Annotated in this window: 24 protein-coding genes; all 24 read right to left on the reverse strand. The window is 42.9% G+C overall.

All coding sequences use genetic code 11. The features are described from left to right. Window positions 1-105: 105 nt before the first annotated feature. Entirely contained in the window at window positions 106-2,745 is a 2,640-nt protein-coding gene (alaS, locus tag ACIZ62_RS14885; RefSeq protein WP_414150503.1) for an alanine--tRNA ligase, read from the reverse strand. A 355-nt stretch (window positions 2,746-3,100) separates the two neighbouring features. Further along, complete coding sequence (locus ACIZ62_RS14890; RefSeq protein WP_111889184.1) at window positions 3,101-4,180, reverse strand: AI-2E family transporter; 1,080 nt, start codon at window positions 4,178-4,180, stop codon at window positions 3,101-3,103. Next, entirely contained in the window at window positions 4,181-4,708 is a 528-nt protein-coding gene (locus ACIZ62_RS14895) for a hypothetical protein (protein ID WP_111889183.1), read from the reverse strand. Window positions 4,709-4,857: 149 nt separating this feature from the next. Beyond that, on the reverse strand, window positions 4,858-5,235 hold the full coding sequence (locus ACIZ62_RS14900) for an iron-sulfur cluster assembly scaffold protein (RefSeq protein WP_111889182.1): 378 nt from the start codon (window positions 5,233-5,235) through the stop codon (window positions 4,858-4,860). A gap of 32 nt (window positions 5,236-5,267) precedes the next feature. Next, entirely contained in the window at window positions 5,268-6,476 is a 1,209-nt protein-coding gene (gene nifS / locus ACIZ62_RS14905) for a cysteine desulfurase NifS (protein WP_111889181.1), read from the reverse strand. A 19-nt stretch (window positions 6,477-6,495) separates the two neighbouring features. Beyond that, window positions 6,496-6,903 carry an RrF2 family transcriptional regulator gene (locus tag ACIZ62_RS14910; protein ID WP_162624550.1) on the reverse strand — a complete coding sequence of 136 codons (408 nt, stop codon included), beginning with the start codon at window positions 6,901-6,903 and terminating at the stop codon, window positions 6,496-6,498. A 163-nt stretch (window positions 6,904-7,066) separates the two neighbouring features. Next, complete coding sequence (locus ACIZ62_RS14915) at window positions 7,067-9,325, reverse strand: bifunctional 4-hydroxy-3-methylbut-2-enyl diphosphate reductase/30S ribosomal protein S1 (RefSeq protein ID WP_414150504.1); 2,259 nt, start codon at window positions 9,323-9,325, stop codon at window positions 7,067-7,069. Window positions 9,326-9,332: 7 nt separating this feature from the next. Then, on the reverse strand, window positions 9,333-9,914 hold the full coding sequence (locus ACIZ62_RS14920) for a lysophospholipid acyltransferase family protein (RefSeq protein ID WP_111889178.1): 582 nt from the start codon (window positions 9,912-9,914) through the stop codon (window positions 9,333-9,335). Then, window positions 9,911-10,564 (reverse strand): (d)CMP kinase, encoded by a 654-nt coding sequence (gene cmk, locus ACIZ62_RS14925; RefSeq protein ID WP_111889177.1) that lies wholly within the window; start codon window positions 10,562-10,564, stop codon window positions 9,911-9,913. The genes ACIZ62_RS14920 and cmk overlap by 4 nt, the downstream gene beginning before the upstream one ends. Before the next feature lie 31 nt (window positions 10,565-10,595). Then, window positions 10,596-11,831 (reverse strand): NAD(P)/FAD-dependent oxidoreductase, encoded by a 1,236-nt coding sequence (locus ACIZ62_RS14930; protein ID WP_414150505.1) that lies wholly within the window; start codon window positions 11,829-11,831, stop codon window positions 10,596-10,598. A gap of 26 nt (window positions 11,832-11,857) precedes the next feature. Beyond that, window positions 11,858-12,760, reverse strand: a complete 903-nt coding sequence (locus ACIZ62_RS14935; RefSeq protein ID WP_414150506.1) for a MurR/RpiR family transcriptional regulator — start codon at window positions 12,758-12,760, stop codon at window positions 11,858-11,860. A gap of 2 nt (window positions 12,761-12,762) precedes the next feature. Continuing rightward, a complete protein-coding gene (locus ACIZ62_RS14940) occupies window positions 12,763-13,344 on the reverse strand; it encodes a class I SAM-dependent methyltransferase (protein WP_414150507.1) in 582 nt (193 codons plus the stop codon). Next, window positions 13,334-13,732 carry a hypothetical protein gene (locus ACIZ62_RS14945; protein WP_414150508.1) on the reverse strand — a complete coding sequence of 133 codons (399 nt, stop codon included), beginning with the start codon at window positions 13,730-13,732 and terminating at the stop codon, window positions 13,334-13,336. The genes ACIZ62_RS14940 and ACIZ62_RS14945 overlap by 11 nt, the downstream gene beginning before the upstream one ends. Continuing rightward, on the reverse strand, window positions 13,726-14,418 hold the full coding sequence (locus ACIZ62_RS14950; RefSeq protein ID WP_414151867.1) for a pseudouridine synthase: 693 nt from the start codon (window positions 14,416-14,418) through the stop codon (window positions 13,726-13,728). The genes ACIZ62_RS14945 and ACIZ62_RS14950 overlap by 7 nt, the downstream gene beginning before the upstream one ends. Window positions 14,419-14,432: 14 nt before the next feature. After that, window positions 14,433-15,083 carry an SMC-Scp complex subunit ScpB gene (scpB, locus tag ACIZ62_RS14955; RefSeq protein ID WP_322519988.1) on the reverse strand — a complete coding sequence of 217 codons (651 nt, stop codon included), beginning with the start codon at window positions 15,081-15,083 and terminating at the stop codon, window positions 14,433-14,435. Beyond that, window positions 15,073-15,810, reverse strand: a complete 738-nt coding sequence (locus ACIZ62_RS14960; RefSeq protein WP_414150509.1) for a segregation and condensation protein A — start codon at window positions 15,808-15,810, stop codon at window positions 15,073-15,075. The genes scpB and ACIZ62_RS14960 overlap by 11 nt, the downstream gene beginning before the upstream one ends. Before the next feature lie 2 nt (window positions 15,811-15,812). Then, the gene (locus tag ACIZ62_RS14965) at window positions 15,813-16,454 is read right to left on the reverse strand and encodes a site-2 protease family protein (RefSeq protein ID WP_414150510.1); all 642 of its coding nucleotides are present in this window, start codon (window positions 16,452-16,454) and stop codon (window positions 15,813-15,815) included. Window positions 16,455-16,652: 198 nt separating this feature from the next. Then, on the reverse strand, window positions 16,653-17,201 hold the full coding sequence (locus ACIZ62_RS14970) for an NUDIX hydrolase (protein ID WP_322519985.1): 549 nt from the start codon (window positions 17,199-17,201) through the stop codon (window positions 16,653-16,655). Continuing rightward, window positions 17,188-17,670 (reverse strand): transcriptional regulator NrdR, encoded by a 483-nt coding sequence (gene nrdR / locus ACIZ62_RS14975; protein WP_111889167.1) that lies wholly within the window; start codon window positions 17,668-17,670, stop codon window positions 17,188-17,190. The genes ACIZ62_RS14970 and nrdR overlap by 14 nt, the downstream gene beginning before the upstream one ends. 5 nt (window positions 17,671-17,675) lie before the next feature. Further along, window positions 17,676-18,728 (reverse strand): cell division protein FtsZ, encoded by a 1,053-nt coding sequence (gene ftsZ / locus ACIZ62_RS14980; RefSeq protein ID WP_111889166.1) that lies wholly within the window; start codon window positions 18,726-18,728, stop codon window positions 17,676-17,678. Between the two features lie 266 nt (window positions 18,729-18,994). Further along, window positions 18,995-19,840, reverse strand: a complete 846-nt coding sequence (locus ACIZ62_RS14985) for a cell division protein FtsQ/DivIB (protein WP_414150511.1) — start codon at window positions 19,838-19,840, stop codon at window positions 18,995-18,997. Beyond that, window positions 19,837-20,943: an undecaprenyldiphospho-muramoylpentapeptide beta-N-acetylglucosaminyltransferase gene (murG, locus tag ACIZ62_RS14990; RefSeq protein ID WP_414150512.1), complete on the reverse strand. Its 1,107-nt coding sequence runs from the start codon at window positions 20,941-20,943 to the stop codon at window positions 19,837-19,839. The genes ACIZ62_RS14985 and murG overlap by 4 nt, the downstream gene beginning before the upstream one ends. A 3-nt stretch (window positions 20,944-20,946) precedes the next feature. Next, window positions 20,947-22,086: a putative lipid II flippase FtsW gene (gene ftsW / locus ACIZ62_RS14995; RefSeq protein ID WP_414150513.1), complete on the reverse strand. Its 1,140-nt coding sequence runs from the start codon at window positions 22,084-22,086 to the stop codon at window positions 20,947-20,949. Window positions 22,087-22,104: 18 nt separating this feature from the next. Then, the gene (gene murD, locus ACIZ62_RS15000; RefSeq protein WP_414150514.1) at window positions 22,105-23,466 is read right to left on the reverse strand and encodes a UDP-N-acetylmuramoyl-L-alanine--D-glutamate ligase; all 1,362 of its coding nucleotides are present in this window, start codon (window positions 23,464-23,466) and stop codon (window positions 22,105-22,107) included. Window positions 23,467-23,476: the final 10 nt, after the last annotated feature.

Raw genomic sequence — 23,476 nt, forward strand, 5'->3', positions numbered from 1 at the left:
TCTCCCATTGTCATCTGACCTCCTTCACAATCAATTTATATCATTTTAACCCAAAGATAAAGAAAAGACAAGTCAAATGATGTAATTTTTCATTTTATTAATCAATTAATTCAACTGCTCCCGAATGCATGCCTCTCCCTTTGACAGTGATTCAGCCAATTTTTCCGGAAGTTTCCCCCCAGCCTGCGCCATATCCGGGCGTCCACCACCGCCTCCGCCAGCTATTGTCGCCACTTCTTTAATGACTTTACCCGCATGGAAGCCGCGTTTAACGATATCCGGAGTCGCTGTTGCAACAAAATTAACCTTGCCATCTAAGGCGCTCCCCAACAGTACAATTCCCGATCCCATTCGGTCTTTTAGTAAGTCTCCAATGGTTCTAAGCTCTTCCATCGGCATTTTCTCAACGTCAGCAATGGTAACCTGAACGCCACTGATGATCACCATTTTCTGATGGATATCCATTATCGCATTTCCGGCCGACTTCTGTTTTAGTTCAGCGATGGTGCGTTCTTTTTGTTTGTTGATTTCAGCTAATTCCATTACTTTTTCAAGCAATTGATCCGGATTTGTTTTCATCAAATTGGACACTTCAACCAGAGTATCATCCATTTTTTCCACCAGATGCCAGGCATTAAAACCGGTTGCCGCTTCAATTCGTCGAACCCCAGCAGCAACACCACCTTCACTGATAATTTTAAAGAGACCGACTTTAGCAGAATTGCTGATATGACAGCCACCGCAAAGCTCGGTACTAAAGTCACCAACTTTGACAACACGGACAATTTCACCGTACTTCTCGCCAAATAAAGCGGTCGCTCCCAATTCTTTTGCTTGATCAATGTTGGTCTCAAAAATAGATACATCATAGGCCGCTAAAATCGCTGCGTTGACAATGTCTTCCACCTGTCGTTTTTCCTCCCGGGTCATGGCCTGGAAATGGTTAAAGTCAAAACGCAACCGGTCGGGAGATACAAATGACCCCGCCTGCTCCACATGGTCGCCTAAAACCTGTTTCAGGGCTTTTTGCAATAAGTGAGTCGACGTATGGTTCCGCTGAACGGCATCCCGTAAGTCTTTGTTGACTTCTGTAATGACACTCTCCCCTACCTTAAAGGTTCCTGACTTCACGATACCCGAATGAATATGTCGGCTTAGGCTGCCTTTTTTACAATCCCTGATTTCAATTAAGCCATCGCCTTTTTGAATGATCCCATGATCCCCGGTTTGGCCTCCACTTTCGGCATAGAACGAGGTCTGATCCAACAGTACCAGTACCTCATCGCCAGCTTTTGCTTCGTCCACCAAGGCTTCATTCACATAGAGCCCTAAGATGGTGCCTTCCGCTTCCAGATTGTCATAGCCGACAAAGGTATTGACGGCATCCGGTCCCAAAGGATTAAAGGGATCATCAGCCCATACTGCTAAATCGCTATTGAGGCGATCCTGTCGGGCTCGGTCCCGCTGTGCCTGCATTTCTTTTTCGAAGTCTTCCGCGATAATGGTCAGGCCCCGTTCTTCAACAATTTCTCTGGTTAAGTCATAAGGGAATCCATAGGTGTCGTAGAGTTTAAATGCCCCACCGCCCGGGAATACTGTTTCTTCCATTTCGATAATTTTATCCAGTTCTTTGTTTAACAGTGCCAAACCTTGATCGATGGTTTCTTTAAAACGTATTTCTTCAATGCGGATCAGTTTTTGAATGAATTCCTGTTTTTCGCGTAGTTCAGGATAAGCCCCTTCAGAAACCCGGATGGCTTCTTTAGCGACATCATAAAGAAAAAGATCCTTGATACCCAATAATTTTCCATGCCGAACGGCCCGGCGAAGCAATCGTCGCAACACGTAACCGCGGCCTTCATTTCCTGGCATCACGCCATCAGCAATCATAAAGGTGACACTGCGGATATGGTCTGTAATAACTCGGATCGAAATATCGTCCTGAGGATCATCGCCATAATTTACCCCCGCTTTTTTACAGATATAGTTGAGTACATGGCCAACCGTATCAATCTCAAAGATGGTACCCACACCCTGCATCACAACAGCCAGACGTTCTAATCCCATACCGGTATCAATATTGGGTTTTGGTAAGGGGTTATAGTTACCCGCTTCATCTTTATCAAACTGGGTGAAAACCAGATTCCAGAATTCAACATAACGGTCACAGTCGCAACCAACACTACAGGTGGGGCTGTCACAGCCGTATTCTTCACCCCGGTCGAAATAAAGCTCGGAACAGGGGCCACAGGGGCCCAATCCATGCTCCCAGAAATTGTCTTCTTTTCCCAGTCTCACAATTTTTTCTTTGGGTATTCCCACGTCTTCATTCCAGATTTGAAAGGCTTCGTCATCATCCAGATAGATCGTGATCCAGATTCTATCTTCCGGTATTTCCATCACTTTGGTACAGAATTCCCAGGCCCAGGGAATGGCTTCTTTTTTGAAGTAATCACCAAAGGAAAAGTTACCCAGCATTTCAAAAAATGTGCCGTGTCTGGCTGTTTTCCCGACATTTTCAATATCCGGGGTACGAATACACTTCTGACAGGTGGTGATCCGATTTCTTGGCGGTATTTCATCACCGGTAAAATAAGGTTTTAGCGGTGCCATCCCCGAGTTAATCAATAACAGGCTCTTGTCGTTAATCGGCACGAGTGGAAAGCTGTTTAATCGCAGATGTCCTTTTTCTTCAAAAAACGCTAAATATTTCTCTCTGATTTCATTTAATCCTAATGGTTTCATTTTTTCTCCTTATTGCATTTTTAATTTTTAGTTGTGCGTACTTGATACTTCTCGGTGTCTATAAAAAACAAAAAATCCCCTGCAAGTCTGCAAGGGACGGTTTAATCCGCGGTACCACCCAAATTAGCTGCAATATAATTGGCAACTCACTTTATTAATAACGGTTTCCCGACTGAAAATACTCAATGAACCTCTCATTTAATCTTTCTTCCCAGCTGCTCGAACGGGGCAACCCTAAACTAACTTTAAAAGACTCTCAGCCGTGTCTCTCTCTCTGTGATTGTTATTTTTAGAGCCTTCGTTCTCAATGCATTTTTATATTAACCTATGATAGATGATTATATTAATTCCATATTTAAATGTCAATCCTTTTTTGGTCAGTAGCGTCTTTTGATGCAAAGATGGAAATAATATACCCGGCAATTACCTTAATGGTTCCCGCCATCGGCACCGCCATAATCATTCCCACGCCTCCAAACATAGCCCCAAAAAAGAAGATCGAAAAGATAATAAACACCGGATGAAGACCGACATTTCCGGACATCAGTGCCGGTGCCAGAAAATTACCACAGATCACCTGAACCACCCCAATAACGATTAGCATCGGAATAATCAGTAGTGGATTAATAAACAGCACCAGTACCACAATCACAAAACTACCTACCGCTGGTCCAAAATAGGGAACCATGGTCGTGACCCCGGCAATAACACCAATAATACTTGCGTAAGGCAAATCCAGAGCAAAGGCTCCAATCCCGGTTGCAATCCCAGCGATCAGGGATGTCAGACCTTGACCCTTGATAAAACCACCAATAACCAGATCGATGTCACAGCACATTTTAAGCATGCTGTTGCGATAATATAGTGGCACCAGATACATGATCCCCTTGATAAAGAGTTCCTTATCCATCAGCAGAAAAATAGTGACTAATGGCACGATAATGATATTCATCACCTGGCCGCTATTTTGTAGAATGGCATTTGATATCCCCTGGAGTGCCGTTGCAAACCCCTGGATTACATTTCCCAGAACCTGTTCCAGGTTAAAAAACTGGGTAATGTCATATCCGGTAAAATTCGAAATATAGTCCGACAAATTAGTGATATAGGTCTGGGTTTGTGTCACAAAGTTTGGAATGCTTCTGATCATACTGGCAATATTGGTAATCAAACTGGGAACAAAGCTCATAAAGGCGCCAATCACCAGTGCCAATACCGAAAAGAAAACAATTAGAACCGCCGCCCCCCGATCTAAACCTTTATCTTCAAGATTTCTAACCAGCGGGTTAAGCAAATAAGCCAGGACAATGGCAAAGAAAAATGGTGCAAACATGCCCGAAAGCGTTGGCCAGATAAAAAAGCAAACCGCACCAATTAAAACAACGACGATGAGATTGAGAACTAGTAGTCTTTTTTTGTTTGAAGAATTGTCCATCTATTTTACCCCCAGAAGTTTATTGGCAATTCCGGTGCCCTGTTCTTTAAATCCCAAATCGTACATATCTTTTTCATAATAAAGCACCTGATCTTTATACGTAAGTTCTTCGGCTGGAATAATCGCAAAGCCGTGATCGATATCATCAAAAAAGCTTCTGGAAATTTCGTATTCTGTAATGGCAAATGTTCCTTCTTCAATGGTCGCATTAACAACATGACCAAATGACTCCTTATTTTTATCCACCACCGGATAATCCATCAGTGGAAACGCCTCATCGAGATAGTCTTTCACTTTTTGGCCTTTTGCTTTAATAATGACTTTTTCACTCTCGATTACCAAACGCTTATAATTAACATCCAAAATATTTTCCGGTTTAAAAAACTGAGCCTTTGAGAAAACCCCACCGGGATTGATCACCAAGTATCTAATGACATGATTCACCACTACCAGACTCTTGACCAATCCATGCCGTCGCCCATTCTTTTTCGAAACGACTTCTACATTGAGCAAAATATTCGCCTTCATTTCGTGTTCCTTTCATTTTCTGTCATATCCATATCTTACCCTATTCTTTTTTTTATAGCAACGTTGTTTTTTATTTGTAGTGTCAAAAAAACGCAGTTTCCCGTAAACAGAAACTGCGTTTTTTAATTTATTATGCTTGATATTATTTTTTATTGTGCTTTTTTATTGTGATAGTCCTCAATCGCCGCTTGAATGGCCTCAGCGGCCAAGACCGAACAATGTATTTTTTCGGCTGGCAATCCCCCCAAAGCGTCAACCACATCCGAATTTTTGAATTTTCCGGCTTCTTCAATGGTCTTGCCGATAATCATATCGGTTGCCATACTGCTACTGGCAACGGCTGCACCGCATCCAAAGGTTTTAAAAGACGCATCTTCAATGACGCCGTCATCATTAATTTTCAGGAAGATTTTCATGATATCGCCGCAAGCCGGGCTGCCAACCTGACCAATACCATTTGCACCTTCAATCTCGCCCACATGTTTAGGACAGGTAAAGTTCTCCATTACTACATCTGTATAGTCCATCTTAATTTCTCCTTAGTTATATTTTTTTATACTTAATGGTGGTGATGATCGGCTTTATCAAAAACAGCATCATCAATCGGACAATCAGCATTAATCGGTGACATTTTGCGCAACCGTTCAATAATCTGGATTAGATTGTCAACCACATAATTGATATCCTCAATCGTTGTTTGCTTCCCAATAGTGAGTCGCAACGATCCATGGGCGATTCCCGCCGGCAAACCAATCGCCAGTAACACATGCGATGGATCCAGGGAACCCGATGTACAGGCCGAACCGCTAGAACCTGCTACGCCAATAATGTCCAAACTGAGCAGGATCGATTCTCCTTCGATGTAATCAAAACAGAAATTCGCATTTCCTGGCAGCCGCTTTTCCGGATGTCCGTTTAAACGAACCTGTGGGATATTGTCCATCACGCCTTTAATTAAAAGATCTCTTAATTTTTTCATATGAGCGGCATTTTCTACCAGATGTTCTGTTGCCATCTCGGCCGCTTTTCCAAAAGCTACAATTTCGGCCGTATTTTCTGTTCCGGCTCGTTTTTTTCGTTCCTGAGCACCGCCGTGGATTAAATTGTCAATCGGTACTCCTTTTCTAATAAAAAGAGCGCCAATCCCTTTAGGACCATATATTTTATGAGCCGATATGGACAGTAAATCGACATTTAAATCCTTAACATCAACGGGAATATTGCCCAGTGCCTGAACCGCATCGGTATGAAAAATAATCCCTTTTTCCTTAACAATTTCACCGATTTCTTTGATCGGTTCAACGGTTCCAATCTCATTGTTGGCAAACATAATGGTGACTAAAATAGTATCTTCACGTATCGCATTTCGCAAATCATCCAGTGATATCAGCCCATCTTGATCGACCGGCAGATAGGTTACTTCAAATCCCTGTTTTTCCAGGTATTCACAGGTATGAAGCACCGCATGATGCTCAATGGTTGAGGTAATAATGTGTTTCCCCTTGGCCTGATTTTTCATGGCTATGCCTTTTATCGCCCAGTTGTCCGCCTCTGATCCGCTTCCGGTAAAATAAATTTCCCGAGGGTCAGCATTAATGGCATTGGCAATCTGGATTCTGGCGGCCTCAATGCTTTTCTTTACCCCTCTCCCTTCGGCGTACACTGAAGAAGGATTTCCAAAATATTCGGTGAAAAATGGTAGCATGGTTTCAACAACTGCTGGATCAACCGCTGTTGTTGCTGCATGATCTAAATAGATTCGTTTCATAAGTTATACCTCTTTCTCTTTATTTGCTTAGTAAGTCCTGTAATGATCGATTATCGATAATATTGCTGATACTATCACTAATATCTTTCCATAACCCTCTGGTTACACACTCCGGCGATTTTGCACAAACCTGTCTGCCACCGCCATCAATGCATTCCGCCAATTCAATGGGCCCTTCAAGGGCTCTGATGATTTCACCAACGGTAATAGCGCTGGGATCCCGAGCTAAAACATAACCACCCCGGGCACCTCTGATACTTTTTACCAAGCCGGCATTTTTCAGGCTGGAAAAAAGCTGTTCCATATATGAATCTGAAAAACTCTGTTTTTCGGCAATTTCTTTAATTGAAACCGGACCATCTCCGTATTGAAGCGCCAGTTCTACCATGGCCAATACACCATATCGTCCTTTTGTTGAAAGTCTCAAGTGTTTAACCCTCCCTGGATTATTTCCGAGTATTCCACCGGGATTTAATGTCATTATAGCACGAAATCAGAATTTTTCAATAGGTAAACTTAAAAAATTTCTAATTAAAAAAATCCCAACCTCCAGAAATAATCCGGAGATTGGGATTTTAAAAAGTCAATTCTTATTTTTCGTCGTTGTTGTCTCCGAAAAGACCATCGAACAAGTTACCGAATGAATCCCCAAGGGTTACATTGGCGGTTTCTTCGTAAACTGTTTTATTTCGATTGTTATTGCTATTATGACTTTGTTGCGGTCTGCGGTTTCGATCGCCACCACCATAATTGCTAGTTCTATCACGATCGCCAGATCCAGCATTGCTACTATTGCTGCTTCTTGGTGTTGGAGCAGGACGAGCCGGTGCTTCTTCGGTTGCTTTTTTACTTAAGCTGATTTTTTCTTTTTCAGCGTTAATTCCGATGATTTTTACCGTTAAGACATCACCGGTGTTTAAAACTGCAGCAACAGACTCAACCCGGTTGTAGCTAATTTCAGAAACATGAATCAAGCCTTCAACGCCTGGAATCACTTGAGCAAAGGCACCAAAATCTAAAATATTAGTGATCGTCACTTCAACTTCATCATCAACATTGTATTTAGCAATGAAATCATCCCAAGGGCGATCCAATAATGCCTTAACACTTAATTTGATTTTTTTGTCTTCTTCATTTTTAGCGATAACCTTGGCTTCAATTTCCTGGCCTTTTTCAACGATGTCTTTCGGCTCATTGATTTTTTCCCAGGTCAGATCTGATCGATGGACAAAGCCATCAATGCCTTCAAGATCGACAAAGATTCCGAAATTAGTAATGGTTTTAACCACACCTTTAACAATATCATCGACGTTTAATTCTTCAAAGCGCTTTTCTTTCATTTCTTTTACTTGTTCCCGACGTTCTTTCATATCTTTTTCAAGAATAATTTTCTGGGAAAGAATCGCACGACGTCGTTTTGGGTTGTAATCAATAATGATACCCTTAACTTTTTCGCCAATTAAGGTGTTTAAGTCTTTAACGTAACGCACATGATATTGTGAAGCAGGCATATAAATATCTGTAAATCCAATATCGACAATTAAACCATTTCCAGAAATATCTTTGATTGTTCCTTCTAAGACTGTTTTATTATCAAAGGCGTCACTTAACTGTTTTTGTACGAGACGGTTATCATATTTGATTTTTGAAAGTTTTACATTTCCTGAACCTTCATTTAAATCAGTAACGATACACCAAACTTTGTCTCCTAATTGTACAAGTTCAGATAATACCTCATCGCTTTTCCATGTGAAATCATTCTTTTTGATGATACCATCTGCTTTGTAGCCAATGTTTAAGATCACTTCATCTTCAGCGATGTGAATCACTTCGCCTTCAATTTCAGCACCTCGACGAATTGTTTTTAATGATTCTTCAATTTCTGCTGCGAAATCAAAATTAGCATCATCATATTCGTCTTTTTCAATGGTTTCCACCACTTCCTCAACTACAACAGTTGGCTGTTCTTCAGTCGCCACTTCCGCGACCACGTTTTCCTCAGCAATTTTGTTTTGCTCTTCCATACCTTCCAATACCTCCTTAACGATCCAATCCGGTGTTGATGCCCCTGCGGTAATACCAATCTTCTGATAGTTTCTTACTTCAGCGAGATCTAAGTCCCGGATGGTTTCTATGTGACAAGTTTTTGCGCAATGGGATTTACAGATATCCGCCAGTTTTTGCGTATTCGAACTGTGGTATCCACCAATTACGATCATATATTCTACTTCTTTTGCAGTTTTCGCTGCCGCTGCTTGTCTTTCAGCGGTGGCACTGCAAATAGTATTAAATATAACTACTTCATTGACTCTTGACCTGATCGCATCACAAATTTCATTGAATTTGGATTCGATGATGGTGGTCTGAGCCACGATACATATTCTATCATAACTTTCAATATTTTCCAACTGATTTATATCATTAATTATTAAAGCTTTATTTTGACACCAGCCATTTGCTCCAATCACCTCCGGATGATTTTTATTTCCCACAATAACAATCTGATAACCGGCAACATCATAGCTTTCAACCTTTTTCTGAACTGCCCGGACAAAGGGACAGGTGGCATTGATGATTGGGAGTCCCTTTTTTTTAATCGCTTCAATGGTTTTCTTGCCAACCCCATGGGAGCGAAGGATGATACAGCCGGTTTCTAAATTATCAACATCGTCGTCTTCAATTATTACCACGCCCTGATTCGTTAGACGTCTGGTTTCCTGGGTGTTGTGGCTAATCGGCCCTAAGGTATAAATGTTTTGTCGGCCCGATTCGATGGTATCCTGGACCATTTTCATGGCATTTTCGATTCCAAAGCAGTAGCCAGACTTATCGGCAATGATTACTTCCATTTTAACCTCACGTCAATTCTAAAGCATAGACCGTATCCATGATCTTTTCGCTTAACTGCCTAGTTTCTTCTTCAGACAGTTTTTTGCCATAGTATTCTTCCAGATAAACAGGCTTGCCAATAATAATCTCTATTTTGCTTCTGAATCGGTATTTTCCTTTAATGTGCACCGGAACAATCGGTGCTTTCGTCTTAATGGCAAAGACGACAAAGCCGCTGGCGGGAGGTGTCCGATCTTCCGGATTGACGCGATGTCCTTCCGGAAAAATACCCAGCAGCTTGTCTTCCTTGAGAATTTTCAAGGAAGTCTTAATCGTCTCCACAGCTACCTTTTCGCGATTAACCGGAAAGGCGTTCACTTTTTTGAAAAACCATCGCAGAAGCGGATTCTTAAACAATTCCGCCTTGGCCATATAATGAATATCCCGCGGTGTTGCAAATGCAATCACCACCGGGTCAATATTACTGATGTGATTGGGACAGATCAGAGCTCCGCCGGTTTCCGGGATGTTTTCCCTACCGGTAATTGTGATCCGAAAGAGAATTAAACTAATGAGATAAGCTATGAAACGACCAATTTTATAAATCATCGACAAGCCTCGTCAATATGAATTTTCATTTCTTCATATACTTCTTCAATGCTCTTCCCCGTTGTGTCAATGACAATCGCGTCCGCGACCTGCACCAATGGACCTTCTAACCGATTTTTGTCATTACTATCGCGGTCTTCAATTTCATTTTTTATCTCTTCCAAGGCTTTCCCATTGCCCTTTTCGTCCAATTCTTTTTTTCGTCGCTGTGCCCGTTCCAAAACGTCAGCATCCAGAAAAAACTTAAGGTCAGCCTCCGGCAAAACCACCGAACCGATGTCTCTTCCATCCATAACCACCCCATGGTCTTTTGCGTATTCCCGCTGCTGAGCGACCAGCAGATCCCGGACCTCTTTAATCCTGGCCACATCGGAGGTATGGCGGGAAACCAGAGGCGTCCGGATCTCCCAGGTAACATCTTTATCATTACAGAACACCTGATTGCCTTCAAACCGGATCACGGTTCCCCGGGCAATTTTTACAATATCAGCCGCGTTATCAAAGCGGTCACCCATCTGATTTAACACACAATGGGCAATGCAGCGATACATGGCGCCCGTATCCAGATAGGTCATCTGATAGGCTGCTGCTATTTTTTTTGCTATGGTACTTTTTCCTGCTCCGGCAGGACCATCAATGGCAATTTGCATCTTACTCTCCCTCATCCAACTTTACAAACACTTATTCAACGGCGTTTCCGGCCAGCCAGCCCGTGGAAACAGCAATTTGGATATTGTAGCCACCGGTCAGCGCGTCCACATCCAGCATCTCTCCTGCAATATAGAGATTTTTAACCCGTTTTGATTCCATCGTTCCTGGGTCTACTTCTTTTACGTTCACACCGCCAACGGTGATGATGGCTTCGTTAAAATCCCGCAGCCCGGCAATGCCAATCTTTAACTGTTTAAAACACGCTACCAGCTTATTCCGCTGTTCTTTGGTGATCTGGTTAACCTTAGCGGCCGGATCAATCCCGGACAGATCTACCATGACCGGAATCATTTTCGCTGGTAATAGGTCACCCAGGGCATTTCCGAAATCCTTGTTCTGATATTTAAGAAAGTCCCGCTGAATCCGGGCATCCATTTGTTCCATACTTAAAGCCGGTTTTAAGTCCAATTCCAGACTGTAATCTTTTATGTCGCCGCTCATATCAGAGCTAAGTGATAAAACCAGCGGTCCGGATATGCCAAAATGGGTGAACAACATCTCACCTAACATTGATTTGACCTTCTTTTGGCCCTTGGGTGTTTTTTTAGACAGGGTTAAGGTCACATTTTTGAGTGACAACCCCTGGAGATCGCGGGGCCAGTCTTCTTTGGTATTAATGGGGACCAGACCGGGAGCCAGAGATGTGATTTCATGACCATATTTCTTTAAGATCTTAAACGCATTGCCATCTGAACCAGTGGACGGATAACTCTTTCCACCCGTCGCCAGAATCACCGCATCGTAATTTCTTTTTTCTCCATTTTCGAGGAGGATCCCGTTAATGTTATTATTCTCAATTAAAAGGCCGGTTATTTTCGTATTTAAATGAACCTGGCAGCGATTGTGTTTCAATGCCATTTTAAAGGCTCCAATCACATCGCTGGATTTATCCGAAACCGGAAACACCCGATCCCCCCGTTCTATTTTTAAGGGCACCCCATTTTTTTCCAGGAAGGCCATAAAATCGGTATTAGTATAGGAATAAAGAGCACTATACAAAAAACTGTGGTTATGGACGATGTTGTCAAAATAATCGCTGATATCAACCGCATTGGTCAGATTACAGCGACCCTTTCCGGTGATATATAGTTTTTTTCCCAGCTTCTCATTGCTGTCGAACAAATCAACCCGATGTCCTTTTTCTGCCGCTGCCACCGCTGCCATCATGCCGCCGGGGCCGCCTCCAATTACTGCTATCCTACTCATTGATTACGCTTTTGTCCTTTCATGAACTAATTTTCCAATTCATCGCCAGTATAGATATAATGTTCTCGCCATATTTCTTCAAGTTCATTAAAAGTCTCTTTTGTTTTTCCGATATTCCTCAAACCCACTGAAATTACCAGCGCGTTGATCAGCGAAAGCGGGGCCACCAGTGAATCCACAAAGGAGTAAACATTACTTTTGGCAATCAACCGATGTTTAGTAAACACATTGATGGGGGCATTTTCATTATCCGAGATTGTAATAATTTTTACCCCTTTGTCCTTTAAAAATTCAACCGCTTCATAAGTTTTTTGGGCATAACGCGGAAAACTGATGGCAATGACCACATCTTCTTCAGTGACGCGAATCAAATGCTCATAGATATCGGAAACCCCATAATTGACGACCCGGACATTATCCAGGATCAGATTAAGATAATAACCCAAATGTTCCGTTAACAAGGTGGTGGTCCGAAAACCAATGATAACCACCTTGCGGGCATCTAAAATCAAGTCGATACAAGATTTAAAAATCTCATAGTCAAACTCCTCAAAAGTCGCATTGATATTTGACAAATCTGATTTTAAGACATTATGAACGGTTTCCTGTAGGGCCTTTTCTTTTTGTTCGTTTTTCAAGGTCATGTCAATGCGTTCAATGGTTGTCAGCTTGCTGTTAATTTCATTTCGTATTGCCCGCCGGAATTCCGGATACCCTTCATAACCGAGTGTAACCGAAAAACGAACGACGGTCGCTTCGCTGACCCCAACACTTTTAGCCACTGTCGCCGCCGACATTTCTGAAACACTTTCATAGTGACTCAGCATAAAGTCGGCAATCAATTTATGAGATTTGCTCAGCTTTGCATAACACTTCTTAATTGCTGAAAAAATATCACGGCTTTCTTTTACACTTGAAACGTCTTTCATCTTTACCTCGTTCTCTGGATAATAATCAATGTGGGCGGGGATTCCCGGTTTAGCGTGTGAAAATGATGAGCAGCAAAAGGCGCTTCCAACGTCTCACACCACCTGATTACCGCCTGAGATTCCAGCATTCCCTCGGGGTGACCCGGATAAAGGCAGAGGGTCATTCGTCCACCAGAAGTCAGTAAAGACAAGGCTCCCTGAAGCGCTGCCAGAGTTGATTCAACCTGGGTAGTAATTGTCTGATCACCGTTGGGCAAATAACCAAGGTTAAACATGATCGCCTTGACCGTTTGTTCCCCAACAGCCGCCGCTTTTAATGTCGTTACCATCAATTCGTGACTTTGATGAATCAGGGTAACCTGATCGTCGCAGCCGTTTTTCTTAAGGATATCTCGGGTTTGCTGCAAAGCTGCCATCTGAATATCAAAGGCAAAAACCCGTCCGGTTTCGCCGACACATTGGCAAAGAAAGAGGGTATCCTGACCCGTTCCAGCCGTCGCATCAACGACACGATCACCCCGGTTAATGATCGGTCTTAAAAATTCGCGGGCCAGGTCGGTAACCCGCAACGGTTTATTTTTCACTGCAGCCTGCACAAGGCTTGAAAAATTCGCCGCTGAAGGCTTTATGAACCAAGACATCCCCTGATTCGATAAATTCATGTTCTTTGAAGTAGCTTGCAAATTCACCGGTGGCACCTGCTACGGATATCGATATACATCCATCTTCAGCCATTTTATAAAGCAGCGTTCTGATTATTCCATCAAAAATAGCCATGCCCTGATCGCCCTTCACGGTCATGATCATCTCGTAAATATCAACCTGTTCTGCCCCATAAAAAAAACGCACCGCACCCAGAATTTCAGATTTGGCTGTATCCTCGGCCACAATGTACAAGTCCCGTTCTTTTTCTTTTTCTGGGAACAATGCCTGAATTTGACTAAAAGCTTTTGGAAATCCTATCTTTACCATTTCTTTTCTCCTTTTAAATAAATAATTTCGTCATTATTTAAATACCGCCATTCACCCGGTTTTAAACGCCCCAAGGTCAGATTTCCCATGGCTACCCGCTTTAAATCAATAATCGGGTGGCCCATCGCGGCACACATTTTACGAATCTGTCTTTTCTTGCCTTCGTGAATCCGCATTTCCAGCAAACTGCTATCCCGATCCATTTTTAAAATCTTAATGGCTGCCGGGGCACTGCGGTAATCCTCGATCACCATACCATGGCGGAAAGATTCCAGACTGTTTTCATCCGGACAACCTTTAACCCGACCCACATAGGTCTTTTCAAACTCATGACTGGGGTGAGTCAAATAGAAGGTCAGGTCACCGTCATTTGTCAGTAACAGTAGCCCTTCCGTATCCATATCCAATCGTCCAACGCTATAAAGCCGCTCGTTTATCGGTACCAGATCCAGTACCCGCTGGCGACCATGGGTATCTTCAGAAGTTGATACAACCCCTTTGGGTTTATTAACCATGATATATACTTTTACGGCTTCGTTTAATTTTTTCCCCGAGACGATAATTTGATCTTTTTTAGGATCAACCGGAAAACCCGGTTCGTAAATGGTAACACCGTTGATCCTAACCACTCCCGCCTTAATCAGTTCTTCCGATTTTCGCCGCGATGCGACTCCGCATTGAGCCATATATTTTTGAATTCTCACTGGGCGGCCTCCAATATTTGGGCCTCTCCCATGGTTTTTTTTAGCATCTCGGCCAATTGTTCTTCATTGGCGGTGTCTTTGTTTTCTGATTGATGATTGAGCAACTCCAGATTAAAACTTTCCTGTTTGCCCTGCGAAAAAACCTCAAATTCCGGCATCTCTTTGAGACTTGTGAAGCCCATGGTTTTTAAAAAGGCATTGGTTGTTTTATAGAGAATCGGCCGTCCCGGGGCTTCCAGACGACCACCGTCACAAATCAGTCCCCGATCCAGCAAGCGCTGAATGGCACTGCTGGAACTTACTCCTCTGAGTTCATCAACGGCCAGTCGGGTAACGGGCTGGCGATAGGCAATAATCGCCAGGGTTTCGAGTGCCGCCCGGGATAAACCGGTTTTTTCCTGATGCCTGGTAATTTCTTTGATATACCCGTAATAGTCGGGTTTTGTGGAAAGCTGATAGGTATCCTTAATCTGAACCAGACGAATACCACGTGCTTTTGATTGATAATCCTGTTTAAGTATTTCCATCGCAAACTGCACTTCCGATACCGGTTTATCCAGGCATCGACACAGTTCGGTCATGGAAACCCCTTCTCCAGCCCCAAAAAGAATGCCTTCGATGATCCCAGCCAGTTCATCACTGTTCATTGTTGTCCACCTCCTGTTGAATCTGAAAATCTATAAATACCCGATTTTGAAGCAGCCGCAAACCACTGGTCTTAACCATTTCCAAAAGTGATAGCAGGGTTACCACCACCTCTTCCCGGGATATATCCGGCCGGAGCAGCTCTGAAAAGCTGACCCCGGCGGCTCCGGCTTGAACCAGAACCGCGGTTATTTCAGCGATTTTTTCTTCAATGCTGAACAATTCCCGAATAATCTTCTGCGGTGGCGCAATTGCCTCCAATTCTTCCTCTTTCTGAAACAACAGCCGTTTAAAGCATTGTTCAAGCGAATAGGGATCGATGACCAGAGGCACTTCTTCGGTATTCTGAGGGATGTACTCCGGATCTCTATAGATGGCGCAGCGCTCAACCTGTTCCCGGGTTTGAAAATATCGACTGATCTCTTTAAAAATCTTATACTCAACCAATTGACGAATCAGTTTTGCCTTAAGATCTTCTGGGTCTTCCTGCTCATCTTCATTTTTAGGTAGCAATGCTCTGGCCTTAATTTCGAGCAGTCTGGCGGCCATCACAATAAATTCACTGGCGACATCCATATCCATATCCTGCCAGGTTCTAATCTGCATTAGATAGTGATTCGTAATCGTTGCAATGGGAATATCATAAATATCGATCTTGTTTTTCTGGATTAAATTGATTAATAGGTCGAGCGGCCCTTCATAGCCATCCAGACTCACTGCATATGCCATACTCAGGACCAGATCAGACTGAATACTCTGACCCATATTTCAGAAAATAGATACTCAATACCATCAATAAAAGGACCTATAACAAACCATAATATACCTGTAAACGCTAAAATAAAAATGAGTATCATGCCATAGCGCTGATATTTATAGTAGGTCATCAGTGCTTTAGGCGGTAAAAATAAGACCAAAATCTGAGATCCATCCAGCGGCGGAATGGGGATAATATTAAAGACAGCAAAAACAATATTATAATAATAAATAAAGAATAGTATTGTCTTTAGAGCCTCATTTCTTAATGGCGCAACTGCATAATATGCTGCCATTCCGAAAAAAGCCAACAGCAAATTGGTAAGAACCCCTGCTAAAGCGACTACAATCATTCCCTTTTTTCGGTCTTTAAAATTTCCGGGATTTACCGGTACCGGTTTTGCCCAGCCAAAGCGGAATAACAGCATCGATATCAAACCTAGCGGATCGATGTGTTTAAGCGGGTTTAAGGTTAAACGGCCGGCATTTTTGGGGGTGGGATCCCCCATTGAATCGGCAGCATAACCATGGGCCATCTCGTGAAAACTGATCGCGATCAAGATTCCCGGAAAGCTCAGTATTAAACTATAAAAATAGTCCGGTGTAAAATTAAACATTATCTTTTACCTCTTTTTCAGTGTTGCACACCTGATTTTACCAGACCGAAAGTTTGATTCGGTAACTGGCTTCAAACCAATTCATTTTTGTCGTTTTCGTTTATCTAATGCATCACGCTTTAACACATAATACAAAATAGATGATTTATTCTAATGCTCTGCATCAAATAAACCATCTATCCTCATTGAACATTATTTCTATTCTGCTATCGACCTTCTTGCGGCAATGGAAAAATAATAACCCAGCGCTGCGACGGTTTTGCCATCAATGAACTGTCCGTTAATAAACAGCGTTCGGGCTGTCCGCACTGGTATTTTAACAACTCGGATAAATTCATCCGGATCCTCTTCCAAAGGGTCCCACATAAATTCTGTGGCGCTAAACAAAGCGATTTTTTCTGAGCAATAACCCGGGGTGGGGATAAAGTCGCCCAGCTTAAAAAGATTAACCGGTCGATAACCGATTTCTTCCCGGCATTCCCTGATCGCTGCAGCTTCAGGATCTTCCCCAAGTTCCAGCAGACCAGCCGGAATTTCAGTCAGCAGCTGCCGACTGGCAATCCGGTATTGCTTCACAAAGATCATCTGTCCATCTTTAACAGCTAAAACGGCGACTGCCCCCTGATGTTCGACAATTTCCCGTTTGGAAAAACTGCCATTTGGTAGTTTTACCTCATCAACGCGCAGTTTGACAATCCGTCCATCATAGATGACTTCACTTTTCACGGTTTTTTCATACTGTTTCATGGGAACCCTCGGCCTGTTTTTCTGAAATTAATCGTTCCAACTCATCCATAAACGAAGCGACATCTTTAAACTGTCGATAGACGGAAGCAAAGCGCACATAAGCAACTTGATCCATGGTCTTTAAGGCTGCCATTACCTGCTCACCAATTAGCGAAGATGGTACCTCTTTCATTTCGCCTTGATATAAGCGTCGTTCCAGATCATCCACCACCGTTTTAATGGCATCAATGGAAACTGGTCGTTTTTCACAGGCCTTAATCATTCCATTGAATATTTTATTTTTATCAAAGGCTGTTCGCTGGCCACCTTTTTTAACCACAATCAGGGGTATATTTTCAACTCGTTCGTAGGTCGTGAAACGTTTATTGCACTTATTACACTCCCTGCGTCTGCGGATCATTGTTCCTTCTTCGGAAGGCCGCGAATCAACAACCTTGCTGTCATCAAATGCACAATACGGACACTTCATCGGTATTATTCTTGAGTCAAGAAATCTGGAATTGAAAATTCACCAACTGAATCACTGGCACTTTTAACAACTTTTTTAATAACAGCTTTCTTTTCTTTTTCACCGCCGGACAAAAATCCTGTCGCAATAACGGTAATTTTGATTTCATCTCCTAAAGATTCATCAATGGTCGCACCAAAAATAACGTTGGCATCGGGATCTGACGCTTCTCTGGCAATGCTGGCAGCTTTATCGACTTCAAATAATGAAAGATCTTCGCCAGCCGTAATATTAAGTAATACCCCGGTTGCTCCGTCGATCTGGGTTTCCAGCAACGGACTAAGAATTGCCTGTTTGGCGGCTTCTTCGGCACGGTTATCTCCACTTGCTTGACCAACACCCATGTGAGCCAGTCCGGTATCTTTCATAATCGTTTTAACATCGGCAAAGTCAAGGCTAATCAGTCCTGGCATGGCGATCAGATCTGAGATACTTTTCACACCCTGGAGCAACACATCATCAGCTAACCTGAAGGCGTCTTTCAGAGAGGTTGATTTATCAGCCATTCTTAGCAGTCGGTCATTGGGGATGGTTACCAGAGAGTCAACATTTTCCTGTAAAAACTCACTGGCAATCTGGGCATTACGCATCCGTACCCGTCCTTCAAAAGAGAACGGTTTGGTGACGACACCAATGGTTAAAATTCCCAGGTCTTTTGCGATTTTTGCAATAATCGGAGCCGCTCCGGAACCGGTTCCGCCACCCATACCAGCTGTTAAAAACAACAGATCGGTATCTTTAATCATGTCAGCAATGGCATCTTTGCTTTCCTCGGCCGCTTTCTGACCAATCTCGGGATTCCCCCCGGAACCAAGTCCCTGGGTAATTTTTTCCCCGATTTGAAGTTTTTTTTCAGATAAAGCCAAGGCAAGAGCTTGTTTATCGGTATTAATAGCAATAAAATCCACACCCTTCATCCCGGCTTCAATCATTCGATTAATGGCATTGTTTCCACCACCACCGACACCGATAACACGAATTTTTGCAAAATTATCGTAATTCCCATCTAATTCAAACACTTTTATTCCTCCTCTTACTAAACAGCTTTCTCGTTAAAATTGATCGTTTGTATCTTTTTTCCTGAACATTGGATTCGTTTCAGTTGCTTTTTTCATCGTTAATAACACTTCTTCCCCCTATTTGTAAGTTAAAGAAATGTTCACCCCTTTATATTAACCTTTATTTACAAATTTTTCAACTATTGAATAATAAATTAAGTAAAATAACGCTCAATATTTTAGAATCAGACCAAATGTTTTATGAATCACTCACTCATTCTTTATTTTTAGCGCGGTTTGATGACTGGCTTTGTTCCCACTGCCAGATTAATAATCATATTACTGGTATTTTTATCCAGATTATTTTGGATATAGGCCTTGTTGTCAATATAATTATTATAATCCCATAGAATAAAAACGGTGCCGTTTTTTGTCACAATTTCATAGGTGTTTACTTCTGTCATCCGTACCTCGGATATTTTTTCCAGGTTGCTATCTTTTTTTAAATCTCTAAGAATATTCATAATCGTGTCAAAACGCCAATAGGGTTCAACCACTACTTCTTTACCAATTTCTGTTATGGTAACCTCATCACTTCCAAAAATCAGCGGTATATCTGTTTTTCTCAGGTATTCACCGTCTTCAATCAGCGTTTTGTCTTCCGACAGATAGTAGACCTTGTTATCATAATTCACCGCACAAATTGGTACTGACTCGACCATTCGGATGAGAATTTTGTCAGGCATAATTTTAGAAATTTCCAGTTCATCCAAATTCATCAAGGCATTGATATTATAATTTGCCTGATTGACATCGATCAAAAAAATACTCTCCCCAACGTTAATTCCTGAGGCCTCAACGACCGTCTGCGCATCAACAATTTCATTCCCAACCACTTCAATTTCGGCCACGTTAAATATACCCAAGTTAGCCGCCTGGTAAACACCGAAACCAATAGCCCCGATTATTCCCAGAATGATCAACATGGTTACTAAGCCTTTCATGATGCGTTTGCGCTTGTTTGCTTTTCGCTGTCGTCGACGCTGTTCCCTGAGCTCTTGCTTTGTCGGCTCGAGGTTTTGAAGTTTCCTTATCTTCTTTTCGCTGGAGTTTTTTTTCTTTGATCGTTTCATTCATTCTCCATTAATTTTTTTATTTGTGCATAAATCCGATCTCCGGCATTAATGATGCTTTGTTTTTTAGTGATCTGGCTCATCATCTGACATTTTTTCTCATCTTCTAATAGCGACTCAACGGTTTGAATCAGTCGCGCCCCCGTCAGTTCTTTGTCTTTAATGAGAACACCGCCGCCCGGATCGGTAATCACCCGGGCATTGAATTCCTGATGATTACCGGCTGCCAGCGGGTAGGGAACCAGAATTGAAGGTACACCCACCGCCTGGATTTCAGCCACTGACATTGCTCCGGAACGGCTAATTACCAGATCAGCAGCTCCTAAAAGGCGGTGCACCTCATTGCTGTAAGCATCAACAAAAACATGACCAGATGGTGAAAGCCCCAGGTGATCGACTTCTTTTTTAATCGATTCATATTGATCTTTTCCGGTTAAATGATAAATAACCCGATCGTCTTGGTCTTTATAGGACGCAATCAGAGACAGGGCACTCTGATTGATGGAACCAGCCCCCTGGCTTCCGCCCATAATTAAAATCATTTTCTGGGTGTCAGACAGATTCAGGTTTTTTCGCAATTCACTTCGGTCAATCTGATGGTAGTCCGATCGCACCGGGTTTCCCGCCAGAAAAGTCCGTTCCTGGGGAAAATATTTTTCGGCCTCTTTAAAACTGATGGCAATCCGATTTACCCGGCTCCCCAACATCAGATTTGTTTTCCCGGGATAAGCATTTTGTTCATGAATCATTGTTTTTATTTTTCGTCGGCTGGCAATTAAGAGGAGCGGTCCCGCGGTAAACCCTCCGGTTCCAATCACCAGATCCGGTTGATGCTTTTTAATTAATTTTTTGGCATCGCTAAGCCCGTCAAAAATCCCCTTAATTGCTGCCAGTGTTTCTAATGAGGCCTTTCGCTCAAATCCCCGGACCCGGATATACTCAATCGGATAGCCATACTGAGGAATGATGTTTTTTTCCATCCCCACCATCGATCCAATAAAGACAATTTCAGCCCCGGGATTTTCAGTTTTTATTTTTTCAGCAATCGCTAATCCCGGATAAATATGCCCTCCGGTTCCACCTGCTGCAATGAGTATTTTCACAATCTACCTCACAATCTTTTTCTTGTTATGCATGGTTTTTTTGTTTGGTTCCAGTTTCTTGCCCAGGTCTACAGTTCGGGAGATATTTAGAATTGGGCCCATCATCGCAAACAAAATAACCATCGAGGAACCACCCGCGCTGATAAAGGGCAAGGCCATCCCAGTTACCGGGATGATCGCTGATGCAACGCCAATATTCACCAATACCTGAAATGCCAGCAATAACATCACACCACTGGTATACAGATAGGCAAAGGTATCCTGAGATTTCTGGGCAATTTGAAACCCCCGCCAGATTACATAAGCAAACAGTCCTAAAACAAGTAAACATCCCACGAAGCCAAATTCCTCGGCGATATTGGCAAAGATAAAGTCATTCTGTAGTTCCGGCAAAAACAGATATTTCTGTTTTCCATTACCCAGACCTCTGCCAAACATCCCACCGGTACCAATTGCCAGGAGCGATTGGGATATCTGATAATCATACCCACCTTTTCCTAAAAAAACATTAAAACGATCCAGTCGCCAGGGTTCGGCGATCATTAAACCAACCACTGCCAATACCCCAAATCCCAGATAGGGATAAAAGAGTTTAAATTCAACGCCCCCAAAATAAAGGACCCCACAAGCGGCCAGGGCGATGGCCATAGCTGCACTCAAAGATGGTTCAATAGCGGTCAGGCCGCAGATGAGCCCCAGGGGCAACATACAATTTAACAAAAACGGCATATTCTCTTTGATAATGCCGGGTTTCCTAGAAATAACGGTGCTAAAATAAAGAATCACGGCAACCTTTGCTAATTCAGAAGGCTGAAAGGTGGTGACTTTTAAATCAATCCACCGTCTGGCATCATTAACCTTTAAGCCAATACCGGGGATTAAAACGATAATCAAAAGAAAAATAGAAATCACAATGCCCACAAGATAATATTTTTTGTAAACCCGGTAATCAATCTTACTCATGATTCCCATTACAGTCACACCCAGAACAACAAATACTAATTGTTTTAAAAACAGGGAATAACCTTTTTCCCCACTAATGGTGGATGAGTACATGCTGGCACTGAATACCATAATTACCCCAATGCCTGCCAACAACAGGAGGGCAATTAAAAAAGGTCGATCTATTTTTCCATTTTTCATGGTTCACTCCTCGAATTTTTATTGATTTTCGGTCACCAATCGCTTGAAAACTCGACCTCGGATCTCATAATTATCAAACATATCCCAACTGGCACAGGCTGGCGATAACAAAACAGTGTCACCCGATACGGCCACCGCTTTTGCGTGGGCAACCGCTTCCTCGTAGGTGTCAACTTTGGTGATGGTCGTAAAGCCCTTGGCCGTAGCGGCTTTGATTAGATCATCCGCAGTTACGCCTAAAACGATCAGCTGCTTGACCCGCTTTGCCACCAGTGCCATCAGCTCGGAATAGTCTTCTTTTTTATCATAGCCTCCGGCCAGCAGAATAATCGGTTCTGTTACCGCATTGACAGCCGTAATAGTGGCGTTGGTGTTGGTTCCTTTCGAATCGTTGATGTAGGTCACCCCGTCAAAACAGCCCACCAACTCCAGACGATGTTCCACTCCCGCAAAGGTTTTAAGAACCCGGACGATGACTTCCAGTTCAACCCCTGAAAAATATGCCAGGGTCAGAGCCGCCAGAGCATTCATGGTATTATGAGGACCGATAATACCCAGTTCATCTTCCCGACAAACCAAGATGCTTTCTTGACCATTATTGATATAGATTTCGCCCGCTAAACACCAGGCACCATAATCAACGGTTTTTTTATAACTAAAAAGGGCTTTTCTTGAAATCGCCTTTTCACCCAATTCACCGACTAAAGGGTCATCCCCGTTTAATACCAGCAGGTCTTCGGCTCGTTGATTTTCAAATATCCGGCCTTTGGCATGCACATAATTTTCCATGCTCAGGTGACGATCCAGATGATCCGGCGTCAGATTGAGAATCGCCGCCGCCTGAGGACGAAAAGTATGGATCGTCTCCAATTGGAAACTGCTGATCTCGGTTATAAAAACCTCATCTGCGGTCGCGCTATCGACATAGTTGGTAATGGGGTCGCCAATGTTTCCGACCACATAAGTTCCCCGACCTGAGGCTTTGAATATTTCCCCCAGCAGGGTGGTGGTGGTGGTTTTCCCATTGGTCCCAGTAATCGCAATAAAAGGTGTTTGTGTCAATCGATAGGCCGCTTCGACCTCACCTGTGACTGGAATACCCTGCGCGTAAGCCGCTTGAATAATGGGAATACTCAGCGGCACCCCCGGGCTTATGACCACCTCATCAATCACCGTTAAAATCTCCAGACTCGGCTGAACACCAAAAATCGATTCAAACTCCGGGTTTTTTTCAAAATCCAGAATCTGGGGAAACTCTTTTAAGACGATGCCCGATGATCGGGTATCTGTTAATAACACGGCTTCGCCATGGCTTAGTAATAGTTCTGTGACCGCAACCCCACTTCGGGCCGCTCCGACTACCAGAGTCCTTTTTATCATAATGCGCTTC

The sequence above is a fragment of the Acetobacterium carbinolicum genome, from assembly GCF_047456275.1.
Lineage (GTDB): Bacteria > Bacillota > Clostridia > Eubacteriales > Eubacteriaceae > Acetobacterium > Acetobacterium carbinolicum.

Bases quoted from the DNA above. Each gene is read 5' to 3' on its own strand.
- alaS (WP_414150503.1), bottom strand. From the start codon at position 2,745: ATGAAACCATTAGGATTAAATGAAATCAGAGAGAAATATTTAGCGTTT.
- ACIZ62_RS14890 (WP_111889184.1), bottom strand. From the start codon at position 4,180: ATGGACAATTCTTCAAACAAAAAAAGACTACTAGTTCTCAATCTCATC.
- ACIZ62_RS14895 (WP_111889183.1), bottom strand. From the start codon at position 4,708: ATGAAGGCGAATATTTTGCTCAATGTAGAAGTCGTTTCGAAAAAGAAT.
- ACIZ62_RS14900 (WP_111889182.1), bottom strand. From the start codon at position 5,235: ATGGACTATACAGATGTAGTAATGGAGAACTTTACCTGTCCTAAACAT.
- nifS (WP_111889181.1), bottom strand. From the start codon at position 6,476: ATGAAACGAATCTATTTAGATCATGCAGCAACAACAGCGGTTGATCCA.
- ACIZ62_RS14915 (WP_414150504.1), bottom strand. From the start codon at position 9,325: ATGGAAGTAATCATTGCCGATAAGTCTGGCTACTGCTTTGGAATCGAA.
- ACIZ62_RS14920 (WP_111889178.1), bottom strand. From the start codon at position 9,914: ATGATTTATAAAATTGGTCGTTTCATAGCTTATCTCATTAGTTTAATT.
- cmk (WP_111889177.1), bottom strand. From the start codon at position 10,564: ATGCAAATTGCCATTGATGGTCCTGCCGGAGCAGGAAAAAGTACCATA.
- ACIZ62_RS14930 (WP_414150505.1), bottom strand. From the start codon at position 11,831: ATGAGTAGGATAGCAGTAATTGGAGGCGGCCCCGGCGGCATGATGGCA.
- ACIZ62_RS14935 (WP_414150506.1), bottom strand. From the start codon at position 12,760: ATGAAAGACGTTTCAAGTGTAAAAGAAAGCCGTGATATTTTTTCAGCA.
- ACIZ62_RS14945 (WP_414150508.1), bottom strand. From the start codon at position 13,732: ATGGTAAAGATAGGATTTCCAAAAGCTTTTAGTCAAATTCAGGCATTG.
- ACIZ62_RS14950 (WP_414151867.1), bottom strand. From the start codon at position 14,418: ATGGCTCAATGCGGAGTCGCATCGCGGCGAAAATCGGAAGAACTGATT.
- scpB (WP_322519988.1), bottom strand. From the start codon at position 15,083: ATGAACAGTGATGAACTGGCTGGGATCATCGAAGGCATTCTTTTTGGG.
- ACIZ62_RS14960 (WP_414150509.1), bottom strand. From the start codon at position 15,810: ATGGCATATGCAGTGAGTCTGGATGGCTATGAAGGGCCGCTCGACCTA.
- ACIZ62_RS14965 (WP_414150510.1), bottom strand. From the start codon at position 16,454: ATGTTTAATTTTACACCGGACTATTTTTATAGTTTAATACTGAGCTTT.
- ACIZ62_RS14970 (WP_322519985.1), bottom strand. From the start codon at position 17,201: ATGAAACAGTATGAAAAAACCGTGAAAAGTGAAGTCATCTATGATGGA.
- nrdR (WP_111889167.1), bottom strand. From the start codon at position 17,670: ATGAAGTGTCCGTATTGTGCATTTGATGACAGCAAGGTTGTTGATTCG.
- ACIZ62_RS14985 (WP_414150511.1), bottom strand. From the start codon at position 19,840: ATGAAACGATCAAAGAAAAAAAACTCCAGCGAAAAGAAGATAAGGAAA.
- ftsW (WP_414150513.1), bottom strand. From the start codon at position 22,086: ATGAAAAATGGAAAAATAGATCGACCTTTTTTAATTGCCCTCCTGTTG.
- murD (WP_414150514.1), bottom strand. From the start codon at position 23,466: ATGATAAAAAGGACTCTGGTAGTCGGAGCGGCCCGAAGTGGGGTTGCG.